Origin of the sequence: Paenibacillus oceani, assembly GCF_014705615.1 — a bacterium.
Taxonomy (GTDB): domain Bacteria; phylum Bacillota; class Bacilli; order Paenibacillales; family NBRC-103111; genus Paenibacillus_AB; species Paenibacillus_AB oceani.
In genome coordinates, this window is sequence record NZ_JACXJA010000005.1 from 19,742 (window position 1) to 45,027 (window position 25,286).

General features: G+C 54.9%; 20 protein-coding genes and 1 riboswitch. Of the genes, 3 read left to right on the plus strand and 17 right to left on the minus strand.

Annotated features, from left to right (window positions below):
* Positions 1-103 precede the first annotated feature (103 nt).
* From IDH45_RS03700 to IDH45_RS03710, 3 genes are read right to left on the minus strand one after another with little or no spacing between them, the layout of a single operon-like run.
* Entirely contained in the window at positions 104-3,058 is a 2,955-nt protein-coding gene (locus IDH45_RS03700; RefSeq protein ID WP_190924820.1) for a hypothetical protein, read from the minus strand.
* A gap of 25 nt (positions 3,059-3,083) precedes the next feature.
* Positions 3,084-3,227, minus strand: coding sequence for a hypothetical protein (locus IDH45_RS03705; RefSeq protein WP_190924822.1), 144 nt, complete (start codon positions 3,225-3,227; stop codon positions 3,084-3,086).
* 24 nt (positions 3,228-3,251) lie between these two features.
* A complete protein-coding gene (locus IDH45_RS03710; RefSeq protein ID WP_190924824.1) occupies positions 3,252-4,643 on the minus strand; it encodes an extracellular solute-binding protein in 1,392 nt (463 codons plus the stop codon).
* 347 nt (positions 4,644-4,990) lie between these two features.
* Between IDH45_RS03710 and lexA the strand changes: the two genes are divergently transcribed.
* Positions 4,991-5,614 carry a transcriptional repressor LexA gene (gene lexA / locus IDH45_RS03715; protein WP_190924826.1) on the plus strand — a complete coding sequence of 208 codons (624 nt, stop codon included), beginning with the start codon at positions 4,991-4,993 and terminating at the stop codon, positions 5,612-5,614.
* A 192-nt stretch (positions 5,615-5,806) separates the two neighbouring features.
* On the opposite strand, the gene IDH45_RS03720 is transcribed toward lexA, so the two are convergent.
* Positions 5,807-7,252: a hypothetical protein gene (locus IDH45_RS03720; protein ID WP_190924827.1), complete on the minus strand. Its 1,446-nt coding sequence runs from the start codon at positions 7,250-7,252 to the stop codon at positions 5,807-5,809.
* Positions 7,253-7,608: 356 nt separating this feature from the next.
* On the opposite strand from IDH45_RS03720, the gene IDH45_RS03725 reads away from it, so the two are divergent.
* Positions 7,609-7,866 carry a hypothetical protein gene (locus IDH45_RS03725; RefSeq protein WP_190924829.1) on the plus strand — a complete coding sequence of 86 codons (258 nt, stop codon included), beginning with the start codon at positions 7,609-7,611 and terminating at the stop codon, positions 7,864-7,866.
* Between the two features lie 101 nt (positions 7,867-7,967).
* On the opposite strand, the gene glnA is transcribed toward IDH45_RS03725, so the two are convergent.
* The 7 genes from glnA to IDH45_RS03760 all read right to left on the minus strand — a co-directional run bounded on the left by glnA (position 7,968) and on the right by IDH45_RS03760 (position 16,704).
* Entirely contained in the window at positions 7,968-9,305 is a 1,338-nt protein-coding gene (gene glnA / locus IDH45_RS03730) for a type I glutamate--ammonia ligase (RefSeq protein ID WP_190924831.1), read from the minus strand.
* A 15-nt stretch (positions 9,306-9,320) separates the two neighbouring features.
* Complete coding sequence (locus IDH45_RS03735; protein WP_190924832.1) at positions 9,321-9,731, minus strand: MerR family transcriptional regulator; 411 nt, start codon at positions 9,729-9,731, stop codon at positions 9,321-9,323.
* A gap of 80 nt (positions 9,732-9,811) precedes the next feature.
* Positions 9,812-11,065, minus strand: a complete 1,254-nt coding sequence (locus IDH45_RS03740; RefSeq protein WP_190924834.1) for a methionine gamma-lyase family protein — start codon at positions 11,063-11,065, stop codon at positions 9,812-9,814.
* Positions 11,066-11,067: 2 nt separating this feature from the next.
* Positions 11,068-12,384, minus strand: a complete 1,317-nt coding sequence (gene hflX / locus IDH45_RS03745; protein ID WP_190924836.1) for a GTPase HflX — start codon at positions 12,382-12,384, stop codon at positions 11,068-11,070.
* A gap of 79 nt (positions 12,385-12,463) precedes the next feature.
* Positions 12,464-14,497, minus strand: a complete 2,034-nt coding sequence (locus tag IDH45_RS03750; protein WP_190924837.1) for a diguanylate cyclase domain-containing protein — start codon at positions 14,495-14,497, stop codon at positions 12,464-12,466.
* A gap of 130 nt (positions 14,498-14,627) precedes the next feature.
* Positions 14,628-14,720: riboswitch (cyclic di-GMP riboswitch) on the minus strand.
* A 183-nt stretch (positions 14,721-14,903) separates the two neighbouring features.
* Entirely contained in the window at positions 14,904-15,569 is a 666-nt protein-coding gene (locus tag IDH45_RS03755; RefSeq protein ID WP_190924839.1) for an HAD family hydrolase, read from the minus strand.
* A gap of 166 nt (positions 15,570-15,735) precedes the next feature.
* Complete coding sequence (locus IDH45_RS03760) at positions 15,736-16,704, minus strand: AAA family ATPase (RefSeq protein WP_190924841.1); 969 nt, start codon at positions 16,702-16,704, stop codon at positions 15,736-15,738.
* 356 nt (positions 16,705-17,060) lie between these two features.
* On the opposite strand from IDH45_RS03760, the gene IDH45_RS03765 reads away from it, so the two are divergent.
* Positions 17,061-18,347: a polysaccharide deacetylase family protein gene (locus IDH45_RS03765; protein WP_190924843.1), complete on the plus strand. Its 1,287-nt coding sequence runs from the start codon at positions 17,061-17,063 to the stop codon at positions 18,345-18,347.
* Position 18,348: 1 nt separating this feature from the next.
* Here the strand turns inward: IDH45_RS03765 and IDH45_RS03770 are convergent, their stop codons facing one another.
* The 6 genes from IDH45_RS03770 to IDH45_RS03795 form a co-directional block, all read right to left on the minus strand.
* Entirely contained in the window at positions 18,349-19,002 is a 654-nt protein-coding gene (locus IDH45_RS03770; protein ID WP_190924845.1) for a YdcF family protein, read from the minus strand.
* Between the two features lie 87 nt (positions 19,003-19,089).
* Positions 19,090-19,743: an alpha/beta hydrolase gene (locus IDH45_RS03775; protein WP_190924847.1), complete on the minus strand. Its 654-nt coding sequence runs from the start codon at positions 19,741-19,743 to the stop codon at positions 19,090-19,092.
* Between the two features lie 298 nt (positions 19,744-20,041).
* On the minus strand, positions 20,042-20,587 hold the full coding sequence (locus IDH45_RS03780; RefSeq protein WP_190924849.1) for a DUF402 domain-containing protein: 546 nt from the start codon (positions 20,585-20,587) through the stop codon (positions 20,042-20,044).
* An 84-nt stretch (positions 20,588-20,671) separates the two neighbouring features.
* Complete coding sequence (locus IDH45_RS03785; protein ID WP_190924851.1) at positions 20,672-21,325, minus strand: peptidylprolyl isomerase; 654 nt, start codon at positions 21,323-21,325, stop codon at positions 20,672-20,674.
* Between the two features lie 166 nt (positions 21,326-21,491).
* Complete coding sequence (locus IDH45_RS03790) at positions 21,492-22,385, minus strand: ABC transporter ATP-binding protein (RefSeq protein ID WP_190924853.1); 894 nt, start codon at positions 22,383-22,385, stop codon at positions 21,492-21,494.
* 3 nt (positions 22,386-22,388) lie between these two features.
* Positions 22,389-25,280 (minus strand): ABC transporter permease, encoded by a 2,892-nt coding sequence (locus IDH45_RS03795; RefSeq protein WP_190924855.1) that lies wholly within the window; start codon positions 25,278-25,280, stop codon positions 22,389-22,391.
* Positions 25,281-25,286: the final 6 nt, after the last annotated feature.

Sequence of the window (25,286 nt, forward strand, 5' to 3'; positions counted from 1 at the left end):
GACCCCCAAACATTTGTTCTGTTCTTAAATTAACACGAACACACATTCGTGTCAACAAGAATTTCGAACAAGTGTTCGCAGTTCATGTTCGCACTTTGTTCCCCTATTCCTCGTATTCCGCGAACAGATCGATGGTCGCATACGCGTCCGCCGGCAATCCCGTCGAGACTCCGTTCAGGCGGATTCCGATAAGATCTCCTTCCTCGAACGCCGCATCCGGAGCGAACAGGACCGCGCCCGGCTTCTGCGCCGGAGAAGGGCTGGTCAGACCGCCGATCCAGAGCGCTCCGTTTTTCCATACTTCAAATACGAACGAACCGGCCGCACTGGACGAATGAAACAAGACGATGTATCTTAGCAGCTTGCCGTCGCCGGGCATAACGTACGTCTGGGAAGGATGTCCCCCCTCTCTCTGGAAGGCAGCGCCCGGGCTCGCTGTCGCCAGCTGACCCATATAATAATGGAGCGTCCGCTTCTCTTTATCCGCCTTGATCCAGCGCGTTCCGTCCCAGACGACGATCCGGTTCAAGCTTTCGTCGAAATAGGCGAAGCCGGGCTCGTTCTGGAAAGCGGCCGGAGCCGGACGGCCCGCCGTCGGTCCTCTGCGTCTTGCCATCAGCGTGCTTTCCGTGACATGATGGCTTTTCAGCATCGCATAAAATTCGGGTGCGACCGGTGTTCCGATTCCTGCGTAATAATCGATGATTTCTTTCGACAGCGCCGTATTCAGATGGTTGTGCAGCAGCTTATGGTTCACATCGATAAAATCGTACCGCGCCACCAGGTCCGGTCGGCTCGTTCCGTCCAGAACGGGAGCGTGAATCGTACAATGGAGAAAGGATACGCCGTGTTCAACCGCCGTCGAGTACAGCAGTTTACCGTCGTCGACCGCGTCGGCCTTCAGATGGCAGCTGTCGAACACGATCCGTCCCCGCATGCGGCCGCCTTCATAAGCATCCAGACAATTGACGGTGCACCCTCTGAAGGACACGTCGGCGACGCTTCCTTTAAAGTGGCCGAAGAAATCTCCGCAGTTTACAAATTCGAGCTTCGGATACAGCGCGTACGAGTCTTCATAGGCGGCGGTCGCGAGAGCGTTTAACAAAAAGTTGACATGGGTCGTCGACTGCGAGGTTTGAGCCGGAACTTTCTCCGACTGAATATTAACAAACAACATGTGGCAGTTCGGGGCGACACGGCTTGCGTCGTATCCGCCCGGCTTGCCCAGATGAAAGCTGAGCGGATTCGGAATCTCCAGCATGCGTACGCCCTTCTCCCGGCCGACGACGGTCACGTCTCTGAACTCGATCGATTGCGGGAAAAACAGCCTTTGGGAGGTGGACGATATTTTGGAGAAAGCGGCAATTTTCATAATCCGGCATATGCCGGTCGGATTCGGAATGCCAGTATAGTCGAACACGAAGTCTTCGATCTTAATCGAGCGGCCGTATCCGATCGGATATTTATAATCGAAATTGGCCGGAACGCAATGAAGCGCGACTGCTTCCGCCGGTCCGTTCGTGACGATCAGTCTGCACTTGGTGAGCCGGATGCTGCCGTCCCACTTGGCGCCGTAATCGACGCGAAAATCGATGAACCGGCTGCCGAACCGTTTCGTATTCTCGATAAATAAATCTCCGCCGCCGGTCAGCGTAAAGCCGCGATACCCGATCTCCGAGTCTTTCACGTACAAGTTCCAGCAGTGGAAATGGACGTCGACCCGGTTCAGGCGGCAGCCTTCGATGCTGAAATTTTTGAACAGGTTCGTGCCGAAGACACCCCAATGGACCATCCCGCCTTCGGACGTGACGTTGCGGAACGTCGCGTTCAGCACCCTCGCTCCGCCGATCCCGTACGTGCCGGCGGGCACGTCGCGATCCGTCCCTTCTCTGTCCTGCTCCCACGGAATGAGTCTCACGTTCTCCAGCGTAACGTCGAACACATAGTTGAAATAATAAAATCCGATTCGCGGATCAAGCGACGTATCGCTCGCCCCCTCCTCCAGCCCGACCCACTGGTTGCGGATGATCGTACGGCTGCGCCGGACCAGAATTCCGTTGTGCAAATAAGCTCCGCCCGCCCCGGGACTGTTGCCCGACATGTAAAAGGTGCCTCCGTCGAGGATCAGGTAGTTATCGTCGCACGGGTATGCGACCAGGCTCGTATAATTGTTGAAGGTCCAGGCAATGTCCCCGATCAGCCGCCCGTGCTCCTCGACATAGAAGAACTCTTCTTTGTTCCAGCCATTGTGATTGTATCCTTGTCTCACACCGATTTTGTCGTTGCTGTCGGTAATGAACACAAGACAGTTCTTAAAGGGAGCCAGCTCCGGGACAAATGTCGTGCCAGGCTTCATTTTGTCCAGAAATGAAGCTTTCGCCGCCGCGTCGAACTGGATATTCACCGTGTTTTTGCGGCTCGTCACCCGGAACCGGGGATTTGATTTGGAGTTCAACCCTTCGTCGATATGAAACTTCGTGTGACCCCAGTTTACATTCGTCTGAACGATAATATCGTTTGTCGCTTTGATCCAGTACTCGCCTGTCAGATTCTGTACGGGCAAATCACGGGCGTTCGCATATGCATGCGTCCGCTTGATCTGAACCCCGTCGTCATTAACTCCGTCCCCGACCGCGCCGAACTGCTTGTAGTTCACGCTGTCCTCCGCAAGCAGGATCGCCTGCAGCCCTCCGCTCAGATTCACGACACTGCCCAAGTCCTCCGGCAAGGTGCCCGGCTTGACGATGTAGTCCGCGCCGCCGCCGTCCCCCGGCTCGTAATACCCGGCAGTCCGGACGATCATCCCTTCCCTGAGCATCGTCTCGCTTTTCATCTTGGCTATGTTCTCCACATAACGGAAGCGGAACATCGCAAACGGAAAATTCCCCATATCCGGACCGAACCCGTATGTGGCCAAATTCACCGAATCGCCCATAACTCCCTCCTTGATGAACGACTGTCCCGCTACCGCAACTCCGGCTCCTCCAAGGGCCGCAAGCAAGCTCCTTCTAGAGATCCGTTTAGGTGGCCGCGCATGTTCTCCGTTCCGATCTTCCATCCCTGTTCCCTCCTCGAATCGATCGTTATCCAGCTCCGACGGGCTGCCTGGCCCCGAGCTGTTCGTTCCCGGTTACCGCGAGCAGGACGATCGCCGCTGCTGGTCCCGTTCCCCCATGTACCGGTTCGCCCGCCAACCCGGTTATGCCGCCTGATCGGCACGGCAGCATCGAAGCTCCATCATCCCATCCCTTTTACCCGGGAACATGCTCTTCCCTCTCCGATAACGCTTCGGCCATACGCTCGCACAGCTCGCGCTCGTCGATCAGATCGGCCCAATAAGCCCGCACATGCTTGAAAATATGCGAATACGACAGTGCCGGGATGCCGAGCGAGGCGTGCGTCCGGTACGAAAACATCATTTCCCGGTACATCGAATATCGGCCGGGCACTGCAAACGCCTTCTTATTCGGGGACGAATCCGCTCCCCAGTGGCTCGGGATGCTGAGCGTATGGCTGCCAATATATTGCTGGCCCGGCAGCGACGTGAGGAAGTCGGCAAGCAGCATCGCTTCCTCCGGATGCCCAGTTTGCTTGAGCACTCCCACGCCTTGAGAGATCATCAAAGTGATCGGCTCGTTCATGTAAGGAAGCGGAGACACGTCGTATTCCAGACCGGGAGACTCCTGCCAATCGTTCATTCCCATATAGCTGTTGATAACCATCGACAGCCGGCCTTCCTGAAACATCGCATTGATCTCCCGGTTGTTCTCCGATAAGAACATCGGGAAAAAATCGCGGTTGCTGATAATACTTTTGCACAGTCTCACCGCGTCCATCAGACGGGAGTGCCGGAGCGATTCCGGGCTGCGGCCTTCTTGCCGGAGATCTTCCCCCGCCTGGAGCCAGAAGAGCGGCCAGCGGTTTTCATTCAGCAAATAAAAGGCGAATCCGAATCTCCCGTTCCCGTTCGTAAGCTCGATGGCGTTGCGGACCAGGTCGGACCAGGTCCAACTGCCGTCCGGCTCGGCCAAGCCCCGTTCGCGGAAATGCCGCTTATTGTAACAAAGCACGATCGGGGAAAAGATGATCGGGTACACATATTGCATCCCGCCGTCCTTGAACAATCCCGAAAGGAACGGGTAGATCTCCCGCTTCTCCGGCAAAGGGGCGAACAGGTGAAGATGACCGCTCTCTTTCATCCGCTGAAATTGAAGGTGGTTGATGACGATCGCATCGAATTCCGCCAGCTTCCGCTGGTCGCCCGGTCCGCCAAGATCCGATACAAACGGCACAAACTCAAGCTCGATCCAAGGATAGCGCTTACAAAAAAGCTCGGCGAGTCCGGATAATTTCATATTGACCTCATCCGTACGGTTAATCCCGACGGTCAGACGAACCGTCTCCCGCTTCGCCAGCACCCGGCTGCCAACCCGCGGGATCTTCTCGATCCAGCCTTCCGCATTCAGTATGTCCAGCCCTTTGCGAACCGACTTGTTGCTTAATCTGAACATCTTCGCCTGCTCAAGCTCTGAAGGCAAGTAGTCGCCGGTTGCATACTTCCCTTCCAGAATGTCTGCTCGCAGCGTCTGTACCATATAGTCCAGCTGTTTCTGAAATTGCTCATGCGTCGGTTTTTTCTTCAATCACCGGTCCTCCTTTGCTACACCGTATATCTCCCTTACATCCGTCTTATCCCATCCGGAACACATCCTCTCCTTCGGCGATCGACCCTGATGTATATAACAATTACAGAAATATACATTACAAGTTGCTATAATTGTTATATTTTTCTTGATCTCATTATAAAATGGCCCAATATAGGAGTCAACGATAACATGTACACTACGAACGAATACTTTATATACATCAGAACGACATGTTACCGGATGGTTGAATTGTTCAAGACCTATACTCGAACTTATGTTTGTACGAACTCGAGTTCTGTGGTATAATTTACCCATATAAAATGTCCGTAATGGGAGTGATGATCGTGAGCAAGGTTTCCAATCGCCAACAAGCGATACTGGAATTTATCAAGAACGAAGTACGCGATAAAGGCTACCCGCCTTCCGTAAGGGAAATCGGCGAAGCCGTCGGGCTTGCGTCCAGCTCTACCGTACACGGTCATTTGGACCGGCTCGAGAAGAAAGGTTACATTCGCAGAGACCCGACCAAGCCTAGAGCGATCGAGGTGCTCAGCGCCCATGACGAATCCGCCTCCGTATTTTCCTTCTCGATTGCGCGTGTACCAGTAGTCGGCAAAGTAACGGCAGGTATGCCGATTACGGCAACCGAGAATATCGAAGAGTATTTCCCGCTTCCGAGTCATTTCGTCGGCGACCACAGCGTATTCATGCTTCGCGTCGTCGGAGAAAGTATGATCGAAGCCGGCATTCACCATAACGACTACGTTATCGTTAAGCAGCAGCCGACCGCGAACAACGGCGATATCGTCGTCGCCATGACCGAAGATGACGAAGCGACCGTCAAGACGTTCTACAAGGAGCGCGACCATATTCGGCTCCAGCCGGAGAATCCGTCTATGGACCCGATTCGTCTCCGCAACGTAACGATCCTGGGGAAAGTAATCGGATTGTTCCGCGACATTCACTAGTCTTTTGTTGGCTCGCCCCTCTTACGGGACGAGCCATAATCCGTACGCCAAGAGAGCCCTGCCGGATATCCGGTCAGGGCTCTGGCTGTCTAATCGCACTTACAGCTGTCTTACGCACCTTGTATTCGTGATACATGCGCTGTCCGGCCGCAGCCAGATCCCCCCCGACCGGCTCGCTCGGGGTAGCGGGGATCAGTGTACTTTCAAGATCGCATAGCCATGGCCGGCAGCAATACTGAAGGTAATACCGTCGCTGTCTACTATATCGTTATGAAGCGTAAAGTTTACGTGATCGATCACAGATACGGTTTTCCCTATATGTTCGGGGAGCTTGAGATTCGCTCCGGTAACGGGGACGTGGTAATCGATGTACACATATGTATCTTTCTCGTCTTGAACTACGCTTAGATTGGTGGCTTGCCCCGCCTCAACCGGCGACAAGTAGTTCCGGTATCCCATGAACGTTTTGTAGTCCCCGGCATTTAAGATCAGTCCGCTCATCGCGATCGGATAGCTTTTCCTCGTGCTGCGCATATCCCAGCCTCTCGATGTTTGAGCCGCCCGATCGGCGTTTTTGCTGTTCGTTTTGTCGACGATATATCCCATTGTAAAACCGACCTTCCCCAACCCGCTGCCGTCCCGCAGCCAGTCGACATATCGGTTGGGAGGCTTGGCCGGGTCAGCATAATCGGATGGGCCATATACGAGATTCATACTGTAACCGGTCATATCCACTATATTTTGAAAATCCTGCCCGCTTTTGATCTTCACATCCGGCATATAACGGCTGAGCGTATGACCGGACAGACTCATCGGCATCGACTGCAGAAAGCCGCAGTCCATGACTTGCAGCTTCTGCAAAGCCTTGAAATTATGGGAGATATGACAGCGGCCGCCCTTCCTGAACGTATACACGATCGAGAGCCGAACAGCCCCCGCTACCGAATCGTTCACATAACTCACTCCCGGATGGGATTGCGCGAAATCTATGATCGCCCTATAGTCCATGATGTTATAAGATTCGTGCACCTTCAGAACTGTACCCGAGAACATCCCGTCCTCCGTAATTTCCTTGCCGTCCAGCAAATATTGCACCTTTATGTTGTTGATGGACGGATAGAGCTGAGCCCCCGGTACAAGGACGCTGACGTTCACCGGCTGTGTATGGACGGCACCGCTTACAGGAGTGAGATCTTGCCCGGGTTGGGCAAGCAAAGCGGATACGATCCCGTTCGTCACCGTATACGGGCACCCCCATGTAAGATGATCGCCGTTTACGTCCAGCAGCGTGTAGGTTGTCTTACCATCCGTCCATTGCGATCCCAGATCGTCCGCCGTTTTGTCGTGTCCGGCCATGGACACCTTCACTACACACGTATACCCGTGGTTCGCCCCTACCGTATTGAATGTACGAACAGGCGTAATATCGTCATGGTTGGCATGGATGATCTCAGGCCCGATTCGAGTCCGGATAAAGTTAAAGCTGCCATTTCGGGAACCGCTCCGCGACGTCTCGATCGTAATCGTATGTGCATCGTCAAAGCGGCTTGAGATATGAAAAAACTCCCCGCTTTTGGTCACCCTGATATCCGCGTTCGAATCATCCAAGCCGGCTGCAGAAACGGGCACGGAGCTCATGGGCGCCAATCCGCCTCCCGGACGTATCGCTTCACTACCGGCAGAAGCCGCGCCAGTCCCCGGTTCTGTACTAATTCCTGATGAATCGGTCCAACTCATTCGTTCGTTTACCTCCATTCACAGGAGCTCCGATTTCTCGGGCGGGATGTTGCGTCAGAGTTCATCGTAACATGGGATCATCGGGTTGTGTACTGTATTCCTGAACACTTTTACAATATATCCGATCCGCTCCCCGGTTACTTCGAGCCTGATCCCCTGGCGAGCCGGGCAACCGCCGTGTCCCCCCGGTGCTTCTCTTCGTAAACTGTCGTTGCGGGTTACGATTGCCGCGAATTGACCGATAGGAGAGAGATGACATGTCTAAGGAGATACAAATAAATTCGGGCAGACGCGTGTCTCCCGCCACGCAGAGAAGGATTAGAAGAAACGCCCTGCGTCTGGTAGGAAGAGTTGTTGTCGTGCGGACCTTATTTAATACGTTCACCGGTTGTCTGGTAAGCGTCGGGGCCAACTCGATCCGCTTGCGCATCTATAGCGGTGTAAACCGGGTGTTTATTACGATCCGTATTCCGATCGGCATCATCCTGGACATCTTCCGGTTCCGCTGCTCCTGAATTCCGCGTGACGCATGACACCAGTTTAACACGTGCTGCCGATCCGACGCCGCAACCCAAAAAATCCCCGCCGGCCATTACGCCATGCGGGGATTTTACGATTAATACAACGTCATATACTGATCGCGTTCCCAGGAATGAATCTGGGTCCGATACATATCCCACTCGATTTCTTTCAGCTCGATAAAGTGAGTGAGCGCATGCTCGCCCAAAGCTTCGCGGATCACTTCGTTATTCATCAGCTCGACGATCGCTTCGTGCAAGTCGGACGGCAAGCTTGGAATTCCTTGTTCTTCGCGCTCTTCTTCGGACATGACATAAATGTTGCGGTCGGTCGGAGCCGGCAGCGGAGTTTTGTTCTTCACTCCGTCAAGACCTGCTTTCAACATAACGGCCAAAGCCAGGTATGGATTCGCCGCAGGGTCCGGGTTGCGCACCTCTACCCGTGTACTCAGTCCGCGGGAAGCCGGAATCCGGATCATCGGGCTGCGGTTGCTCGCCGACCATGCGACGTAACAAGGCGCTTCGTAGCCCGGTACGAGCCGCTTGTACGAGTTGACCGTCGGGTTCGTGATCGCCGCGAAGGCGCGGGCATGCTTCAGCACGCCGGCCATGTAGTGACGAGCCGTGGTGCTGAGGCCGAGCTTGTCGCTCTCGTCGTAGAACGCGTTCTCGCTGCCTTGGAACAACGATTGGTGGCAATGCATACCGGAACCGTTCACCCCGAACAGAGGCTTCGGCATAAAGGTAGCATGCAGTCCGTGCTGGCGGGCGATCGTCTTGACGACGAGCTTGAACGTCTGGATCTGGTCGGCCGCTTTAACCGCGTCGGCATATTTAAAGTCGATCTCGTGCTGACCCGGCGCCACTTCATGGTGCGATGCTTCGATCTCGAAGCCCATTTCCTCCAGCGTCAGAACGATCTCGCGGCGGCAGTTCTCGCCAAGGTCGGTAGGCGCCAGATCGAAGTAACCGCCCTGATCGTTCAGCTCCATCGTCGGATTGCCTTTTTCATCGGTCTTGAACAGGAAAAACTCCGGCTCAGGCCCGACGTTCATCGCCGTGTACCCCATCTCGGAAGCCTCTTCCAGCGCACGCTTCAGAATGCCGCGCGGATCGCCCGGGAACGGACGTCCGTCAGGCAAGTACACGTCGCAGATGAGACGGGCAACGCGATCTTCCGTGACCCAAGGGAAAATAACCCACGTATTCAAATCCGGATACAAATACATATCGGATTCTTCGATCCGCACATACCCTTCGATCGAGGAACCGTCGAACATCATTTTATTGTCGAGCGCCTTCTCCAATTGACTGCGCGGAATCTCGACGTTTTTGATCGTGCCGAGCAAGTCGGTGAACTGAAGACGGATAAAGCGGACGTTTTCTTCTTTGGCAATGCGTAAAATATCTTCCTTCGTATAATGCGGCTGAGACACGGAATAATTCCTCCTTTATTTAGTAAAAAAACGGGACAGCTCCCCTTGGATAAGGGAAACCTTGCCGCGGCGGTTGCCTGTCAGCAGATCCTGTTTCAACATTTTGTGCAGTTGGGAATCGGACAGCTCCTTGCGTTTTACCTGCGTCTCGTCCGTGATGACCGTCGCCTCTTCGGAGTCCTTATTCACCGGATTAAGCACCTGCTTAATGCCCGCGATGTTGACGCCCTTCTCGATCAGCGCCTTAATCTGGAGCAGACGTTCAACGTCGTTAAATGAAAATAAACGTTGATTCCCGTCCGTCCTAGCCGGAACGATCAGCTCGTGCTGCTCGTAGTAGCGTATTTGGCGCGCAGTCAAATCGGTCAGTTTCATGACGCTTCCGATTGCGAATAAAGCCATGTTGCGGCGAATTTCGTCGCTCATTGTATACCACTCCGACATGTAAAGGATATAAGTTCATTGTACATATCGAACATAAACATGTCAATGCGTGTAAGGTTTAATTACAACAATCCTTTATTTATCATATTGGAAAGGGCCATCACGACGCCCCACTTGACATGGGCATAAGTAAGTCCGCCCTGCATGTACGCAATGTACGGCGAACGGATCGGCGCGTCTGCGGACAACTCCAGACTGCCTCCCTGGATGAACGTTCCCGCCGCCATAATGACGGGGTGTTCATAGCCGGGCATCTCCCAAGCTTCGGGGACGACATGGGAGTCGACCGCCGCCGATTTCTGAATGCCTTGAACGAATGCGATCAGATGATCCGCGGACGTGAACCGGATCGCCTGAATGAGATCGGTACGCTCATCGTTCCAGCGCGGATGGGTATCGAAGCCGAGCCGCTCGAACATCGCGGATGCGAATGCGCTCCCCTTGAGAGCTTGTCCGACAAGATGCGGCGCGAGGAATAGGCCTTGGAAAAAGTCTCTCGTCACCCCGAGCATCGCTCCGACCTCGCCGCCGATCCCAGGAGCTGTGAGCCGGTACGCCGCCAGCTCCACTAGCTCCTTTTTGCCGACAATATATCCGCCGGTCGGAGCGATTCCCCCGCCCGGATTTTTGATCAGCGAGCCGGCCATCAGATCGACCCCGACTTCGGTCGGTTCGGCTTCCTCCGTAAATTCTCCGTAGCAGTTGTCGACGAATATGATCGCAGAAGGAACAAGCTCTTTGACGAACCTCACCATCTCGGCGATTTGGGCGACCGTATAGGACGGTCGCCAGTCGTACCCCCGTGAACGCTGGATACCGACCACCTTGGGCGGGGCCGTCCTCAGCTTGTCCGCGAGCCGGTTCCAGTCCGGCATCCCGTCCGGGGACAACGCCACTTCATCATAGCGCACTCCCCAGTCTTGCAGCGATCCGGTCCCGTCTCCCGGCTTGCCGATCACTTTATGCAGCGTATCGTACGGCTTGCCGGTCATATACAGCAGCAAGTCGCCGGGACGCAGCAGGCCGAACAGCGCCGTGCCGATCGTATGCGTGCCGGAAACGAAGTGCGGCCGGACAAGGCCCGCCTCCGCTCCGAACACTTCGGCGTATACGAGATCCAGCACTTCGCGCCCCCGGTCGTTATAGCCGTAACCGGTCGAGCCGGCGAAATGATAATCGCTTACTTTATGCTTCTGGAAAGCGCGGATCACTTTCCACTGGTTGTGGTCGACCCGCTTGTCGATCTGTTTCAGCTTCGGCTCCGCAAGCGCTTCGGCTTCCTCCATCAGCGCGCCGATTTTGTCAGGTACGTTCATGTTCAGTAACTCTCTCCCTCTAGCTGTATCGCTTCCTGCGCTATAAAGGCCTGAAGCATATATCCTTGTTTCTCGAATTCGGTTTGTTTCACACGCACGTCAAAGCGGATGTCATCCCCTTCGATTTCCTGCTCCAGCACATCGCCTAGTCTGTAGACGAGCGAGATCAGGTCGCCCCGGGCGGCGGGAATCAGAAACCGCTTCGTCCCGCCCATCAGCTTCTCTTGAATCGAGAGCTTCAGCAGCTCCAGATCCGTCTCCGAGAACGCGGACACCTTCAACGAATCGCCGTCTGCGCTTAGCAACGCGCCGCTTCCATCCGCCGCCTTATCGATTTTGTTAAACACGGTAATGCGCGGTTTCCCCTGGGCTCCAAGCTCGAGCAGCACATCGTCGACAACGGCCATCTGCCTTTCTCTCATCTCGCTTGCGCTATCGACCACGTGCAGGATCAGATCGGCTTCGTTCACTTCCTCCAGTGTCGCACGGAACGCAGCGACCAGGTCATGCGGGAGGTTTTGGATAAAGCCTACCGTATCGGTAAGCACGACTTCCTGCCCGCTGGGCAGCCGCAGCGCTCTGGACGTGGGGTCCAGCGTGGCGAACAGCTGATTCTCGGCGTATACGTCCGCTGACGTCATCCGGTTCAGCAGCGTCGATTTGCCCGCGTTCGTATATCCGACCAGTGCCACCTGGTACACGCCGGTTTTTTTCCTCCGCTCGCGGTGCAGTTCCCGATGCCGTTTCACTTCCTGGAGCGAATGACGCAGCTCGCTGATCCGGTTGCGAATATGCCGCCGGTCCATCTCCAGCTTCGTTTCCCCGGGACCTCGCGTGCCGATGCCTCCGCCAAGACGCGACAAATTCACTCCGTGTCCGGACAGCCGGGGCAGCAAGTAGCTGAGCTGCGCCAGCTCCACTTGGAGGAAGCCTTCGCGGGTTTTGGCCCGCTGTGCGAATATATCGAGAATCAGCTGAGTGCGATCGATGATCTTCAGGTCCAGCGCGTGCTCGAGATTGCGGACCTGCGCCCCGGACAGCTCCTGGTCGAAAATCGCCGTATTGGCTCCAAGCTGCACGGCAAGATCGCGCACTTCCTCCGCTTTCCCTTTGCCGATAAACCATTTCGAATCGATCGAGTCCTTCGACTGTACGACCGAATGAAGCACTTCGACTCCGGCGCTGTCGGCCAAACGGATGAGCTCATCCAGCGAATGCTGGACTCTGTCGTCGGATAACCGGTCCCCCTTCAGCACCAGACTGACTACGATCGCTTTATCCAAAGCTTGACCGGCTACTTCGTGAACCGGTGGTTTCATGCCAACACTCCTTCGCAAACCCTCAATTGCATTATTGTACCATACTTCTCCAGTACCTTTCATATAGGAAAATGAAAGGCTATACTCGGACCAGCCGGTCTTCTTGCGCCGCACCTTCCCGGATCGGGAGCTCGACTTCCACCGTAGTCCCTTTGCCCGGAACGCTTCGGATCGTCAACCTTCCACCGTGGTTCTCCATAATGTTATTGCACACCATCAGGCCAAGCCCCGTTCCTTTATCTTTGGTCGTGAAAAAGGGTTGTCCAATCCGCGAGATCAGCTCATCCGATATGCCGTCGCCTTCGTCCTGCACGCGTACGACAACGTCCTGCTCTGACAATAACGTCGTAACGGTCACTTCGCCGCCGTCCGGCATCGCTTCGATCGCATTTTTCAGCACATTGACGAACACTTGCTTCATCTGGTTCTCATCGCAGCGGATGACTGGGAGATCCTCCTTCTCCACGATGACGATCCGCACCTTGCTGAGGATCGCTTGCGTATCGAGCAGCGTCACCACATGACGAATGACTACCCGAATATCAGTATCCCCAAAAAGCGTCGGACGCGGCTTGGACAGCAGCAAAAATTCATTAAGAATCAAATTGATCCGGTCGAGCTCCGTCAACATGATCGGATAATACGACTTGTTCTCCTTCGGGGACGATTGCAGCAGCTGAATAAACCCTTTCAGCGCAGTAAGAGGGTTGCGAATCTCGTGCGCCAAACCTGCGGCCAATTGCCCCATCACCGCGAGACGGTCGGAGTTGCGCAGCAGCTCTTCGGATTTTTTTCGGTCCGTAACGTCTTTGGCCACTCCGTATATGCCGACGATTTGAAGATCGGCGATAATCGGTATGTTCGTCACGTCCACTTCGACCGTATAGCCTTCTTTATGTATGAGCCTCAGCTCCAGATGCACGGAGTTGCCTTCCATCGCTTCCTGAAAAGATGTCAACGCTTTCAATCGGTCTTGAGGATGAATGAGCGCGACGAACTGGCGTCTGGTTAACTCCTGGGCAGAATATCCGAGCAGCCCGGAGACGGCGGGATTAATCGCCAGCAGCTTGCCTTTACGGTCGAACGTACAGATCGGCGCCGGATTATGCTCGATCAGGTCGGCCGTTTTGCCGAGATACGCCGGCAGCTTATGCTGCAGCTTGTATTCATACATATTCAGATCGGCACCGTGCAGCAGTTCCTCGATATGTACCGTCTCTTCGGTTGACGATACCGCTACGCCGACCGAAAAGGACAACGATACCGGAGGCAGCCCGTCGTCGGGGATAAACGACTTGCCGTTCAGCTCGTCCAGCAGCTTTTGCCGCATATTCTCAAACCGGGGGGCATTCTCGACGATGACGACAAACTCGTCCCCGCCCAGCCTCCCGGCGATACCGTTTACATCACGAATCATCTCCCGCAGGTAGTCGGCGACAAGCATAATGACGCGGTTTCCGATCATGTGGCCGTAGGTGTCGTTGATTTGCTTGAAAAAATTCAGATCGATCAGCAGCACCCGGACCGTCCTGCCGTCGTCCAGCAGTCTTTGACCAAATTGCAGCGTCTGTTGCAGCGAAGCAAGGCCGGTCAGCGAGTCGATTCCACTCAGGTGGCGGTATTCGTTTCGCTCCTGCTCCAGATGTTTAATATAAGAGGCGAGGAGAATATTGGCCAGAGCAATAAACGAGAAAAAAACCAGGTGGGCGATCCGCGCGAATGGTTCCGAGTCGTCGGTGACGGTATACAGATGGAGGCCAACCGCAAGCGCGGCCACTAGCATATACAGGGGATTGGGCATTAGGAGAGCGTACATAAGCAACAGCGGGTAAGCGATGAACAATTCGGCATACCATACGTCAAGCTGCAAGGCTGCAGCGTAAACGAATAAAGCAAGCCCCGTCAGCACATAAAAAACGGGCGGCTTCCCCCGAAAAATGACGGAGGCGAGCAGAAAGCCGGCAAATGTACACGAGGCCGCCACGCTTGCGGCATCCGCCTTACTAAACAGAATCGCGCAGACGCCGACGACCAGTGCGAGCGCGACGAACAACCACTTCTCGCTTCGGTACACGGATTGGAGGCACGCCCGTATTAAATCCATACGCTGCATAGGGTTCTTCCCTTTCAACTGCATATTCGAATCCTGCAAACGAACTGCTGCGGAGAAGCCCGCCATATATAAAGCCGCCCCTGAACAGGGACGGCCGATCACAGCAATACTTATCGCTGAAGCGAACGTTGTCGGCAGCCCAGCTGTCATGGCTCATCGAGCGTGGAGCGTTAGACCTGAAGCTTTGTGTCCCTGCCTTTCGGCAAGTTTGCCATTGATATGATAACGAATGTGACGTTGGTTGTACTCGAAATTTAATATACCATACCTTACCTTTTTTTGAAACTAGAAAGTAAGCGGTACAAGTGCCTGTCGATTCAGGGTGAAAAGTGTCGCAAATCTCTCGTTTCGGCCCGGCATGCGAGCCGCCGGTTCTACCGGAACAAAGGCCGAACCGCCGCATTCGCTAGACCGCTGGCAGCTCGGAGATCAACTCCGCCAGATCAAGCCCCTCCATCGTCGTCAGACGTTTCCGGTGCTCGCCGAACAGCAGCGCCTCCGTGACCGGATTCGGCACGATTACGCAGTGCAGTCCCGCCCGGTGGGCAGCTAGTGCGCCGTTAGCCGAATCCTCGAACGCGATCGCTTCCCCGGGCTGGACTCCGAGGCAACCGACGGCCTGTACATACAGCTCCGGGTCCGGCTTCACTTTCAACACGTCGTCCTTGGTTCGAATGCACGAGAAACGGTCCAGCAACCCGAACTTCGTCAAGTACCCGGTCACCCAGCTCCGGCTCGAGCTGGAGGCCAGCCCGACCGATAGCCCGAGCTGTGCAGCCTGATCCAGCACCGATATGACGCCAGGCCGAAGCTGCTCCGTCTCCATCCGCTGCAGAAACAGCTCTCTGCGCATCCGGCTGAACGCGTCGCGGTCAACCGGCTTCCCGGTCTGGTCTTCCAAAAATTTGTACGGATCGAATACGTCCGTCATGTCCGTTCCGATGACGCTGGACCATACCTCCAGCGGGAGCTCCGCCCCATGCTGCCGGTACACGTCCTGATATGCCCTGAATTCATTGGTTTCCGTGTCGAGAATAAGTCCGTCAAAATCAAACACAATGGCTCGAATCATCGTTCAGTATGCCTCCATCCGCTATTTAGCTCTATAAGGATATGGACTCCTATCCCTCCATTATAGCGGAACTTCACCGGCAGCGTAGCTTCAAACCGAAAAAAGCCGCAGCCTGCGGCTCCTTCTACACATTTCCTTCAGCTTGCCGTCGCGTACGCGCCGGGTTTTACAGTCCAAGTCCCGCACGCGGCTCAGTCCGCATATCCTCGGGTTTAATCGTCATCAGTTCCTGACGCCCCGGCGAACTATTTTGATACTGGCCGAGCAGCCGGACCGCTTGATGACGCATCGACTTCTCCATCACATTGCGCACGTAACGGGCGTTGCTGAAGGCAGACAAGCAGTTGTTTTTCTCGGCGATCAGCATCTGCCTCAGCTTCATGATGCTTGCCGGAATAAGCGTATACTCCCGTTCCTTCCCCATTAGCTCGGCAATTTGCACCAATTGGTCGATAGAATAATCGGGGAAATCGATCGCGATTGGGAACCTCGAAGGCAATCCCGGATTTTGGGCGAGAAAAAAATCCATCTCTTCCGAATAACCGGCCAAAATGAGCACAAACTGGTTCTTGTGGTCCTCCATCGCTTTGACCAGCGTATCGATCGCTTCTTTGCCGAAATCTTTCTCGCCGCCCCGCGCCAGACTGTACGCTTCGTCAATAAACAAAATGCCGCCCATCGCCTTCTTGACCAAATCGCGCGTCTTAAGCGCCGTGTGTCCGATGTATTCGCCGACCAGATCGGCCCGCTCGACTTCGATCAGATGGCCTTTCTGCAGCAGTCCCATCGACTGGAACAGCTTGGCGACAATTCGTGCGACTGTCGTCTTGCCTGTTCCCGGATTTCCTTTGAATATCATATGGTACACCTGCTGGCTGGCAGCAAGTCCCGCTTCCGCCCGGTATTGCCCGATTTGCAGCAACGCATAAATTTCGAACACCAGTTCCTTTACGTTGTCCAAACCTACCAACTGGTCCAGTTCCTTCAGCATCTCCGCGAACGGCCCTTGTGAAGGCACCGGCTTCCCGCCGGCCGGCTGCTCCTGCTCATGGACGGCCGCAGGTTCCGGCGTTCGGAGCACGACATTGATTTGTCTGGACGATTTGGCGGCACCGCTCACGACTCGACTGCTCATCGGATTCACCTCTTTCCTTCGGTGGTGCAGGCTTGGATCGATTCGCCCGTGTCGGGAAAACCAGCTTGTAACGGCCGGAATTACCCCTGCCTATAATGTACAGGATTAGAAGTTGTCCTATGATCGAAGTGCGTGTCCCCATCCAAAATTTCTTTTACATCCAAACGTGTCAACTGCATACAATAAAGAGTAGTTTTTTCGGTATTTTTTCACTTGGCCTCGCGATTCGGGTATGGTAGACTTCACGTAAAAGCGCTGCTTGCAAGGCGCGGCAGGTCATCCATTCCCGTTGAACTGCAGTTTGGCACCGGATTGGGAAGTTTGGTTTGACGGATTGAATAGCGAGGAGGATTTCCATGAAGGAACGTCTCTTATTGTCTTTCACTCTGCTTGTTGTCGTATACACGCTCGTTCCTTGGGTGGTGACGCGAATATTCTCGATCGGCGTATTCCGCAAGGGATCGGCCGGCAACCGGATCGCGCTGACCTTCGACGACGGTCCCGACCCGAAATACACGCCTCTTCTCCTGGATCTTCTAAAAAAACACGACGTGAAAGCGACGTTTTTCGTCCTTGGCGCCAAGGCGGAGCGGCACCCCGATCTGATCGGGCGCATCCATAGGGAAGGCCACCAGATCGGCATACACAACTACAGCCACAAGTCCAATTGGCTGATGAGCCCCTGGTCGGTACGGCGGCATCAGGTGGAACGGTCGGCCGATATCGTTTCTTCGATTACGGGCTCCAAACCCGTTTATTACCGGCCGCCGTGGGGCATATTGAACGTCTTCGACTTATTTACCCTGAAATCTTATAACATCGTCTTATGGTCGGTTATGCCCAAAGACTGGCGGAGCCGGATCGCCCGCAAGAAGCTGAAGTCCAGACTGGAAACCCGAATTCGCGAAGGATCGGTCATCCTCTTGCATGACAGCGGGCAGACGTTCGGAGCTGATCCTGACGCCCCGGCCCATATGCTGACAGCGCTGGACGAAGTGATCGCCGGAATGCTGCAGAAAGGACTGATTCCCGTGCGTGTGGACGAACTTCTTGAGGAATCGGCAGAGTACAGATTGGGGATTTTCAAGCGGGTGCTGGTCTCGATCTGGATGGGATGGGAATGGTGCTTCGTCAAACTGTTTCGTGTCAAACCGATCGATTCGATGAACCCTCTGCTCAAAATTCGCATCCGCGAATACCAGGGCAGGCAGGCGATCGCGCTTCCTGACGGGGAACAGATTCGAAAAGGGGACCGGGTCGCTGAGCTGCATCTCGATAATTACACGCTGTACCAGCTCGGTCTTCATTCGCGCAGCCCGGTCCAGTTGGCCACCCAGTTGATCCGGCAGACGAGGCTGCTCATGCCGGAGATCGGAAAGCTCATGCTAACCGATCCGTTGTACCGGGACGTCAAAGGGCTGTACGCCATCACCATGATCCACAGAGGGTCCAGACAGCTCGGATTCACCGTCATCGATCTGCCGAACGGACTGTTCGCCCGGGTTACCCGTACGTATTTGCGGCTCCTGCTCTATGTAGTGCATCCGAACGGCAAGGATCGTCTAAAAGAAAAAACGGCGCTGCTGGAACCGAAAATCGTCGCGATCTCCAAAAATGAATTAAAGCTCCGCTATACCGCCTGAATCAGTCCACCGGCCGCATCAGCCATTTGTCCGCGATCCATTTCGTGTAAGCTAGCGTCTCCCTCGCTTTGTGCCAGGGCATCCACATGACGTTGGACTTCGTCAGCGAAACTGATGCCTCCCGAATTCCGACGTAGCGGGCGATATCCATCGCCCGTGCGCCATGGTATTCATGAGTGACGATCACCGGAACGCTCCAGCCTTCCCGTTCCATAATTCGCTTACTGAACCGGAGGTTCTCGTAAGTGCTGGTCGATTCCCCTTCCTCGTATACCGCTTCCGGCGGCACGCCGCGTTCAGTCAAATACCGCCGCATCCCTTCCGCTTCGGTAATCGTAGACCCGTTCGCACCCAGACCGCCTGAGACGATGATCCGGCTCACCTGCTTCGTTTCGTACAAGCGGTAAGCCTGATCCAGACGTTCGCGCAGCGCCGGGCTCGGCCGGTCGTTCCACAGAGCGGCTCCAAGCACGATCGCCACATCCGCCGTCTGGACAGGAGCGCGGTTTTGAACGTTATGGATCAGCCACTGCACATACACGACCCATAGGATTCCTATGGCGATCAGCGCCAATACGATCGTTCGGAATAGCCGGTAACGTTTGCGTTTGCGCTTTTCCCCGCTGTAGGGAACCGCGCCAGTAAGCCGGTTCATACACTTCCCCCCTGATACATCGCCGCCCGTGTGAGTCGGCCTACTCGGATACAAGCAGAGAGCGCCATCACCCGTGATGGCGCTCCTTCATTCGGACAAAAAATGCTCCACGGTGTTAAACAGACTTTCCGCTTCTTGGTCGAGACAGATCAAATGCTTGGATTCGGGAAAGATCCGGACCTGCTTCGGCCCGGGAATTTTGTCGGCAAGCACGAGCGCGCTATGCGGATGAATGACCGGATCTTTTCCGCTCTGGGCGATCAGCGTCGGCACCTGGATGCCTGCCCACATCGGCTTGGCCGAACGGACCACCCGCATAAATTGCAGCGTCGCATTCAGCGGCGTTTGCTTGATCTTGACGAGCCGCCGCCACTCCTGATCCCGGAACGCACCCGCCACCTCCTGCAGAAATCGCCGCGGACTTACATAGATAGCCGCTGCGTTAAGCAGGACAAGTCTGCGGACCGGATACCGGTTCGCGATGTGGGCGGCGAGGATGCCGCCCATCGAAAATCCGATCAGATCGAATTCCCCGTGCTGTCCGGCAATGATCCCCGCTTCTTTTTCTGCGGCTTCGATCCAGTCGATCCAGCTAATCCGCCGAAGCTGATCCGGATCGTCGTGACCCGGCAAGGTGGGCAGCACGCACGTATATCCGGCCGACCTCAGATGCAGGGCAAGCGGCTCCAGCTCGAACGGCCCGCCTGTAAATCCGTGAAACCCTAAGCATATTTTGTCCATTCTCGTTCCTCGCTTGCTTATGTTCCTATAGAGGTTGTTCAAATAGTCCACTTTTGATCACGAAGCCGATCAGGAAGCCCGCTCGACATCGAATATGGAATTCAGCCGGAACTTCCGGTGCTCACGTAGCTTCACTATGCTCCGCTCCTCATTTCCTTGCTTCATCCCATCTTCTCGGTGCTGAAAACCGGACTTTTTGAACTCGCACTATTAGAGGTTGTTTCAAATAGTCCACTTTTGATCACGAAGCCAATCAGGAAGCGTGCTCGACATCGAATATGGAATTCAACTCGCACTATTAGGATTCTTCGTTAAGCTCCTGCAAATGCATATCCGCCAGCAAAAGAAGGTCAAACGAACCGTTGCGGTACTCCTCCACCACCTGATTGCATGTCTTCCAGGCCAGCTTGTAGTCGCTCTCGTTCAGCTCCCCGCGCTCCAGAGCTTCCTCCAGACGTTCCTGATGAAGCACGTACAGCTGGCCGTCCGGCAGAATGACGATATTCAGATACAAGTCGTCATACCAGGGAATGCCGGAATCGGTGACGCCCTGACATTTGCAGATGTCGACAAACCATTGTACGACGCGATCCTCCTGATCGTACATCGAGGACAACGTGTAATGGGCGTATTCGGGAAAATGCTGCAGCCATTTGTAGCCGTCCGAGGCAATGCATATCTCTGGCTGCTCCGGGCTGTACCGCTTATACAGCGGCGATTTTACTTTCAGCATCTCACATAAGGTGACCGTACCCGAAAATCCGATCGTTCTTTTCGATACGACCGTAACTTGCTTCTCTACGATTCTCCCCCAATCGGTTCGATCCGCGTATTTTCGAATCAATGGAATCCCACCCTCTCCCGGGAGTTCAGGGCCGGCGCGACGTTCCCATCAGCTTCACCCGGTCCGCGCGCCGCCGTACCCGATTTATTTCTCGCTGATTTCGATCGTATTGATTTTAACTTCCTTGATGGGCGAGCTCATATCGCCATCCGCGCCGAGCTTGACCGGTACTTCGGAGATTTTCGTGACGACATCCATTCCGGACGCCACTTGTCCGATGATGGTGTAATCGGGCTTCTGATTCAGATTGGAGCAGGAAGAGCCGGAACAGATAAAAAACTGACTGCCGGCGGTGTTGCGCCCTGAATTCGCCATCGCAACGATTCCCGGCTCATACTTGCGGGTCGTCTTCAGCTCGTCCTCCAGCTTGTAGCCCGGACCGCCCCTTCCGGTTCCCGTCGGGTCGCCGGTCTGGATCATGAAGCCTTTAATGACGCGATGAAAGATGACGTTATCGTAAAACTTTTCCTTGGACAAAAAAACGAAGCTGTTTACCGTCTTGGGCGCCGTGTCGTTAAACAGACTGACGGTAATTTTGCCTTCTGTCGTGTCGATGACGGCCTCATACTTTTTATCGGATTTAATCGTCATCGGCGGCGGCGAGCTCCAGCTTTTGGCTCCTTCGGCCGCTCCTTCTCCCGCGTTGCTTGCAGGCTTCTCCCCGCATCCGGCGATCGTAAGCGCAAGCGCACCAACGATTGCCATCATTCTAAGCGGTTTAACCGGTTTACCCCACATGTGTCCCACTCCTTGGCTTAACCTTTTCTCGCCCCAAATTATACCACTGGTGCCTAACTTGTATCAAATCGGGGATTTGCCCGCCGCCTTCTGGTACAGCCGCACAACTAGCCAAATCGTGAAAAAACCCCGTACGGACGGGGTTTTAACGGTTTCGATCAGCCGGTCATTTGGAGACCGTCTCGTTTTGCGGCGGCAGCAGGACGATTTTCCCGTCCTCCAGCGTTACGACCATCTTATTCGAATTTTTGACCCCGACCGCTTCCAAATAGTTAGACGGGATTTGCAGCCGTCCGGCTTTATCCAATATCGCGTATTCCACATGCGTCTCTTCCTCGACCGCCATCCCCTGCTCCAGCTCGGCCAGCTCATCCGCATAGGAGCGGCTGCGGATAAACTCCGAGGACGTTTTGCCGTCGCGGATCGCTACGACGCGATCGACCTTCTTGGCGAGCAGCGGATCATGGGTGACGATAACAACGGTCAGACCGAGTGACCGGTTCAGCTCCCGGAACAGATCCAGAATCTGGTTCGACATCTTCGTATCGAGCGAGCCTGTCGGTTCGTCGGCGAGCAACAGACGAGGATGGTTGGCCAGTGCGATCGCGATCGCAACCCGCTGCTGTTCGCCGCCTGACAGCTGGTTCAGCTTGTTTTTGGTCCGATGCCCCAGCCCTACCGCTTCCAGCAGCTCCAGCGCTCTCAGCCGGCGTCTGCGGCCTTGCAGCAGGATCGGCAGCTCGACGTTCTCCAGTGCCGTCAGATAGGGGATCAAGTTCCGGGCGTTGTTTTGCCAGACGAAACCTACCGTCTCGCGTTTGTATTTGACGATGTCCTTCTCGGTAAATTTCAACAGATCTTTGCCGTCGACGACAAGATTGCCCGCGGACGGGCGGTCGAGACCGCCCAGCATATTAAGCAGCGTCGATTTCCCGCTTCCGCTGTTGCCGATAATCGCCATCAGCTCGCCGGGCTCGACATGCAGATCGAGACCTTGCAAGGCGACGACTTCCAGATCGGCCACCTTGAATATTTTGACCAGATTCTCGCAATGAATCATCGATTAATCCTCCCCCAGCTTGACGGCCTGATGAATTTTGATTCGAGAGAGAAGATGGCCCAAGATGACAAGTCCGATGATGATCATGCCCGTTACGATCATATACAGCCTGAACGAGTCGGACGGATCGAACAAAACCTGGAACGGCGGAACCTGCGTCGCCGGGTTAAACGAAAGCTGGAACAGCGGCACGAACAGAACGCTGGTGACGTTCCCGATGCCGGCTCCGAGCAGAAAAGCCGCTCCGGAAGTAAGCACCTGCTCCGTAATGAGCATGCCGATCAGTTGCATGAACGAGATCCCCATTGCCCGCAGTATGCCGTATTGCAGCACCCGGCCGTTGAGCGACAGAACCCAATACAGCAGGAAGCCGAAAAAGCTGATGACGACGCTGATCAGAAAACCTAATGTCATGACGCCGTTAATCGCCATCTGAAACGGATCGTTTTTGGCCTGGGTCAGCTCGTAACCGGTATCGATAATATTCTCAACCGGTATTTCCTTCTCGTTGATCGCCTCGTTAAATACCATTCTCGCATTCGGCTCATCCTTCAAGTCGATCCATACCTGATAAGGCTCCAGCGCGATCGTACTCTGAATATAGCTCAGATGCCCGACGACGAGCTTGGGCAGCTCCGGTTTCTTGTTGGCGGATGCCGGCTGCTGCGGGTTTGGATTGAACGTCGGCCAGAAATCGATAATGCCGTATACGGTGAACGGCTTATACGTCACGTTGTTCCAGCCGATGTAGATCGAGTCCCCTTCCTTGACGCCGGCTTCCTGGGCCATCGAGCGGGACACCAGGACGGCGGAAGGCTCCGTCGATATCAAGTTGAGATAATCGTAAAAATGATGCTCCAGCAGCCGGTCTTTCAAATAGGCGGTTTTGCCGAACTCGTCGGTATCGACGCCCATCAGCTTAATCCGCGACGTCGATTTCCCGATCTGTACGTTGGCGTCGTCCTTGACGAACACTTTGGCGGCGTTCTCCACGCCCGGAAGCTCCGTAAACACCTGGAACGGCGGCTCCGTATACTGAATCCGTTTCGGCCCGGTGATCGGCAGGGCGGACGTATCCGCAGCTTCCTCCCCGCCGGCTTCCTCCATGCCGCCCATCGAAGGCGGAGGCGCATCGTTCTCCCACTTGATGTTCATGATGACGTCCGTACCATTTTTGTACCTTACCTTCTCCAGCGTATTGCTGTTCATCGTGCGGGCGGCGCTGGCGCTGAACAAGCCGGTCGCAAGCGTCACCATCAGGAAGACCATCAGGAAGTTGTACTGCGTGCTCGAACGGCCGACCTGAATCAGCGTCGAGTACAGCGAAGGCGGCCACACCCTGCGTCCGATCCAGTAAACGAGCCGGATAAAGAGCGGGTAGATCCGCAGCAGCAGCAAGCCGAGCCCTAACGTAAACAACGCCGGAACGAGGAACAGCAGCGGATCAACCTTGAAACTGGCCGAGTCGAGTCCGAGCGACTGCAGATCGCTCATCCGCCGTTTAAACGATTGCAGTCCGTAGATCGATATTCCAAGCAGGACGATATCGAGAAAATATTTGTGCCAAAAGCTCAGCTTCGTCATCCGCGCCATCTGCTGCTTATGTCCGACGATGGAAGTACGGGTGGCGAGAAACGCCGGAATCAGCGTCATGATCAGGGAGAACGTAACGGCGTATAAAGCATATTTATAAGCGGTCGCGTTCAGCTCCACAATCAGAGCGGACCTCTGGACAAACTCCAGGAAGCCGTTGGACGCTCCGAGCAGCTTGGTGATCAGCATTCCCACATAAGGACCGATAATGTAGGCTACGACTCCGAGCAAAATCCCTTCGATCACGTAGCTGAGCAGCACTTGAAGGCGGCTCGCGCCGCGGCTCCGCAAGACCGCAATCTCCGTCTTCTGCCGATCTACGATCAGGTTCGATACCATGAACAGGTAAAACCCGAGCATGATCATAACCGGAACGTTCAGCGACCACAACATGACGCGCAACTGCTCCTGGCGGTCCAAATATTTCGAGATGACGCTCAGCGCCGGCGCCTTGATCGATTGGCTGTTGAACGTGTTCGTCACATACCCCTCGATCCGGTTATGCGTACGGATGAACGATTCGATCGACTGCATATTCATTCTCGAATAGTCGAACGCAAAAAACCAGAAGCCGGAGCGCATCGAGATATCGGTTTCGCTGCTATTCGTGATCGTCTTCTCGAACAGCTCGAAATCCATCAGGAACGATCGGCTGTAGCTTTCGACCGACGTATACCAGAACAGATCGTGCTCGTCCTTCGGATTAATAATACCGACCGGCTTGACGGTGATCGGCTTTTTGATCCGCTCGTCAGCAATAATAAATTCGTTGCCGAGCACCATTTTCAGCTGGGTAAGAGCGCTCTCCACGACGAGAACTTCGTATACGCCGTTTACCGGCTCCTTGGCCGGCATCACACCGTCCACCAGCTTGATATGCTGTTCCAGATTGGAGAAGGCGACCAGATCCGCATTCCGCCGGACCTCGGGATCGACCCTTTCCGTATCGATCGGCTTGAACGAGAACGTATCCGTTCCGCGCTCCGTCACCTGTTCGAGAATCGGCAGGGAGAACCGGTCTTTGACCGATTCCATAAATGCGTCCACCTGACGCGTGCTTTCCCCGTTTTTCTGCGGATCGTCGTCCGTCAAGTACAGACCGGTGCGATGGGTGACCGGATAGGCGCCGGAGCTCACCTGATAATTTTCCAGTTCCTTCACAAGCATCCGCTGCAAGATCGCCTCGGTGTAGATCGGCATGCTGCTGACCAGCGCCACGGACAGCACGAGCCCGAACAGCAGGCTGAGCTCCAGCCATTTGTTCTTGAGCATTTTGCGAAAAATCATAACAAGTATGGCCACGAAAAC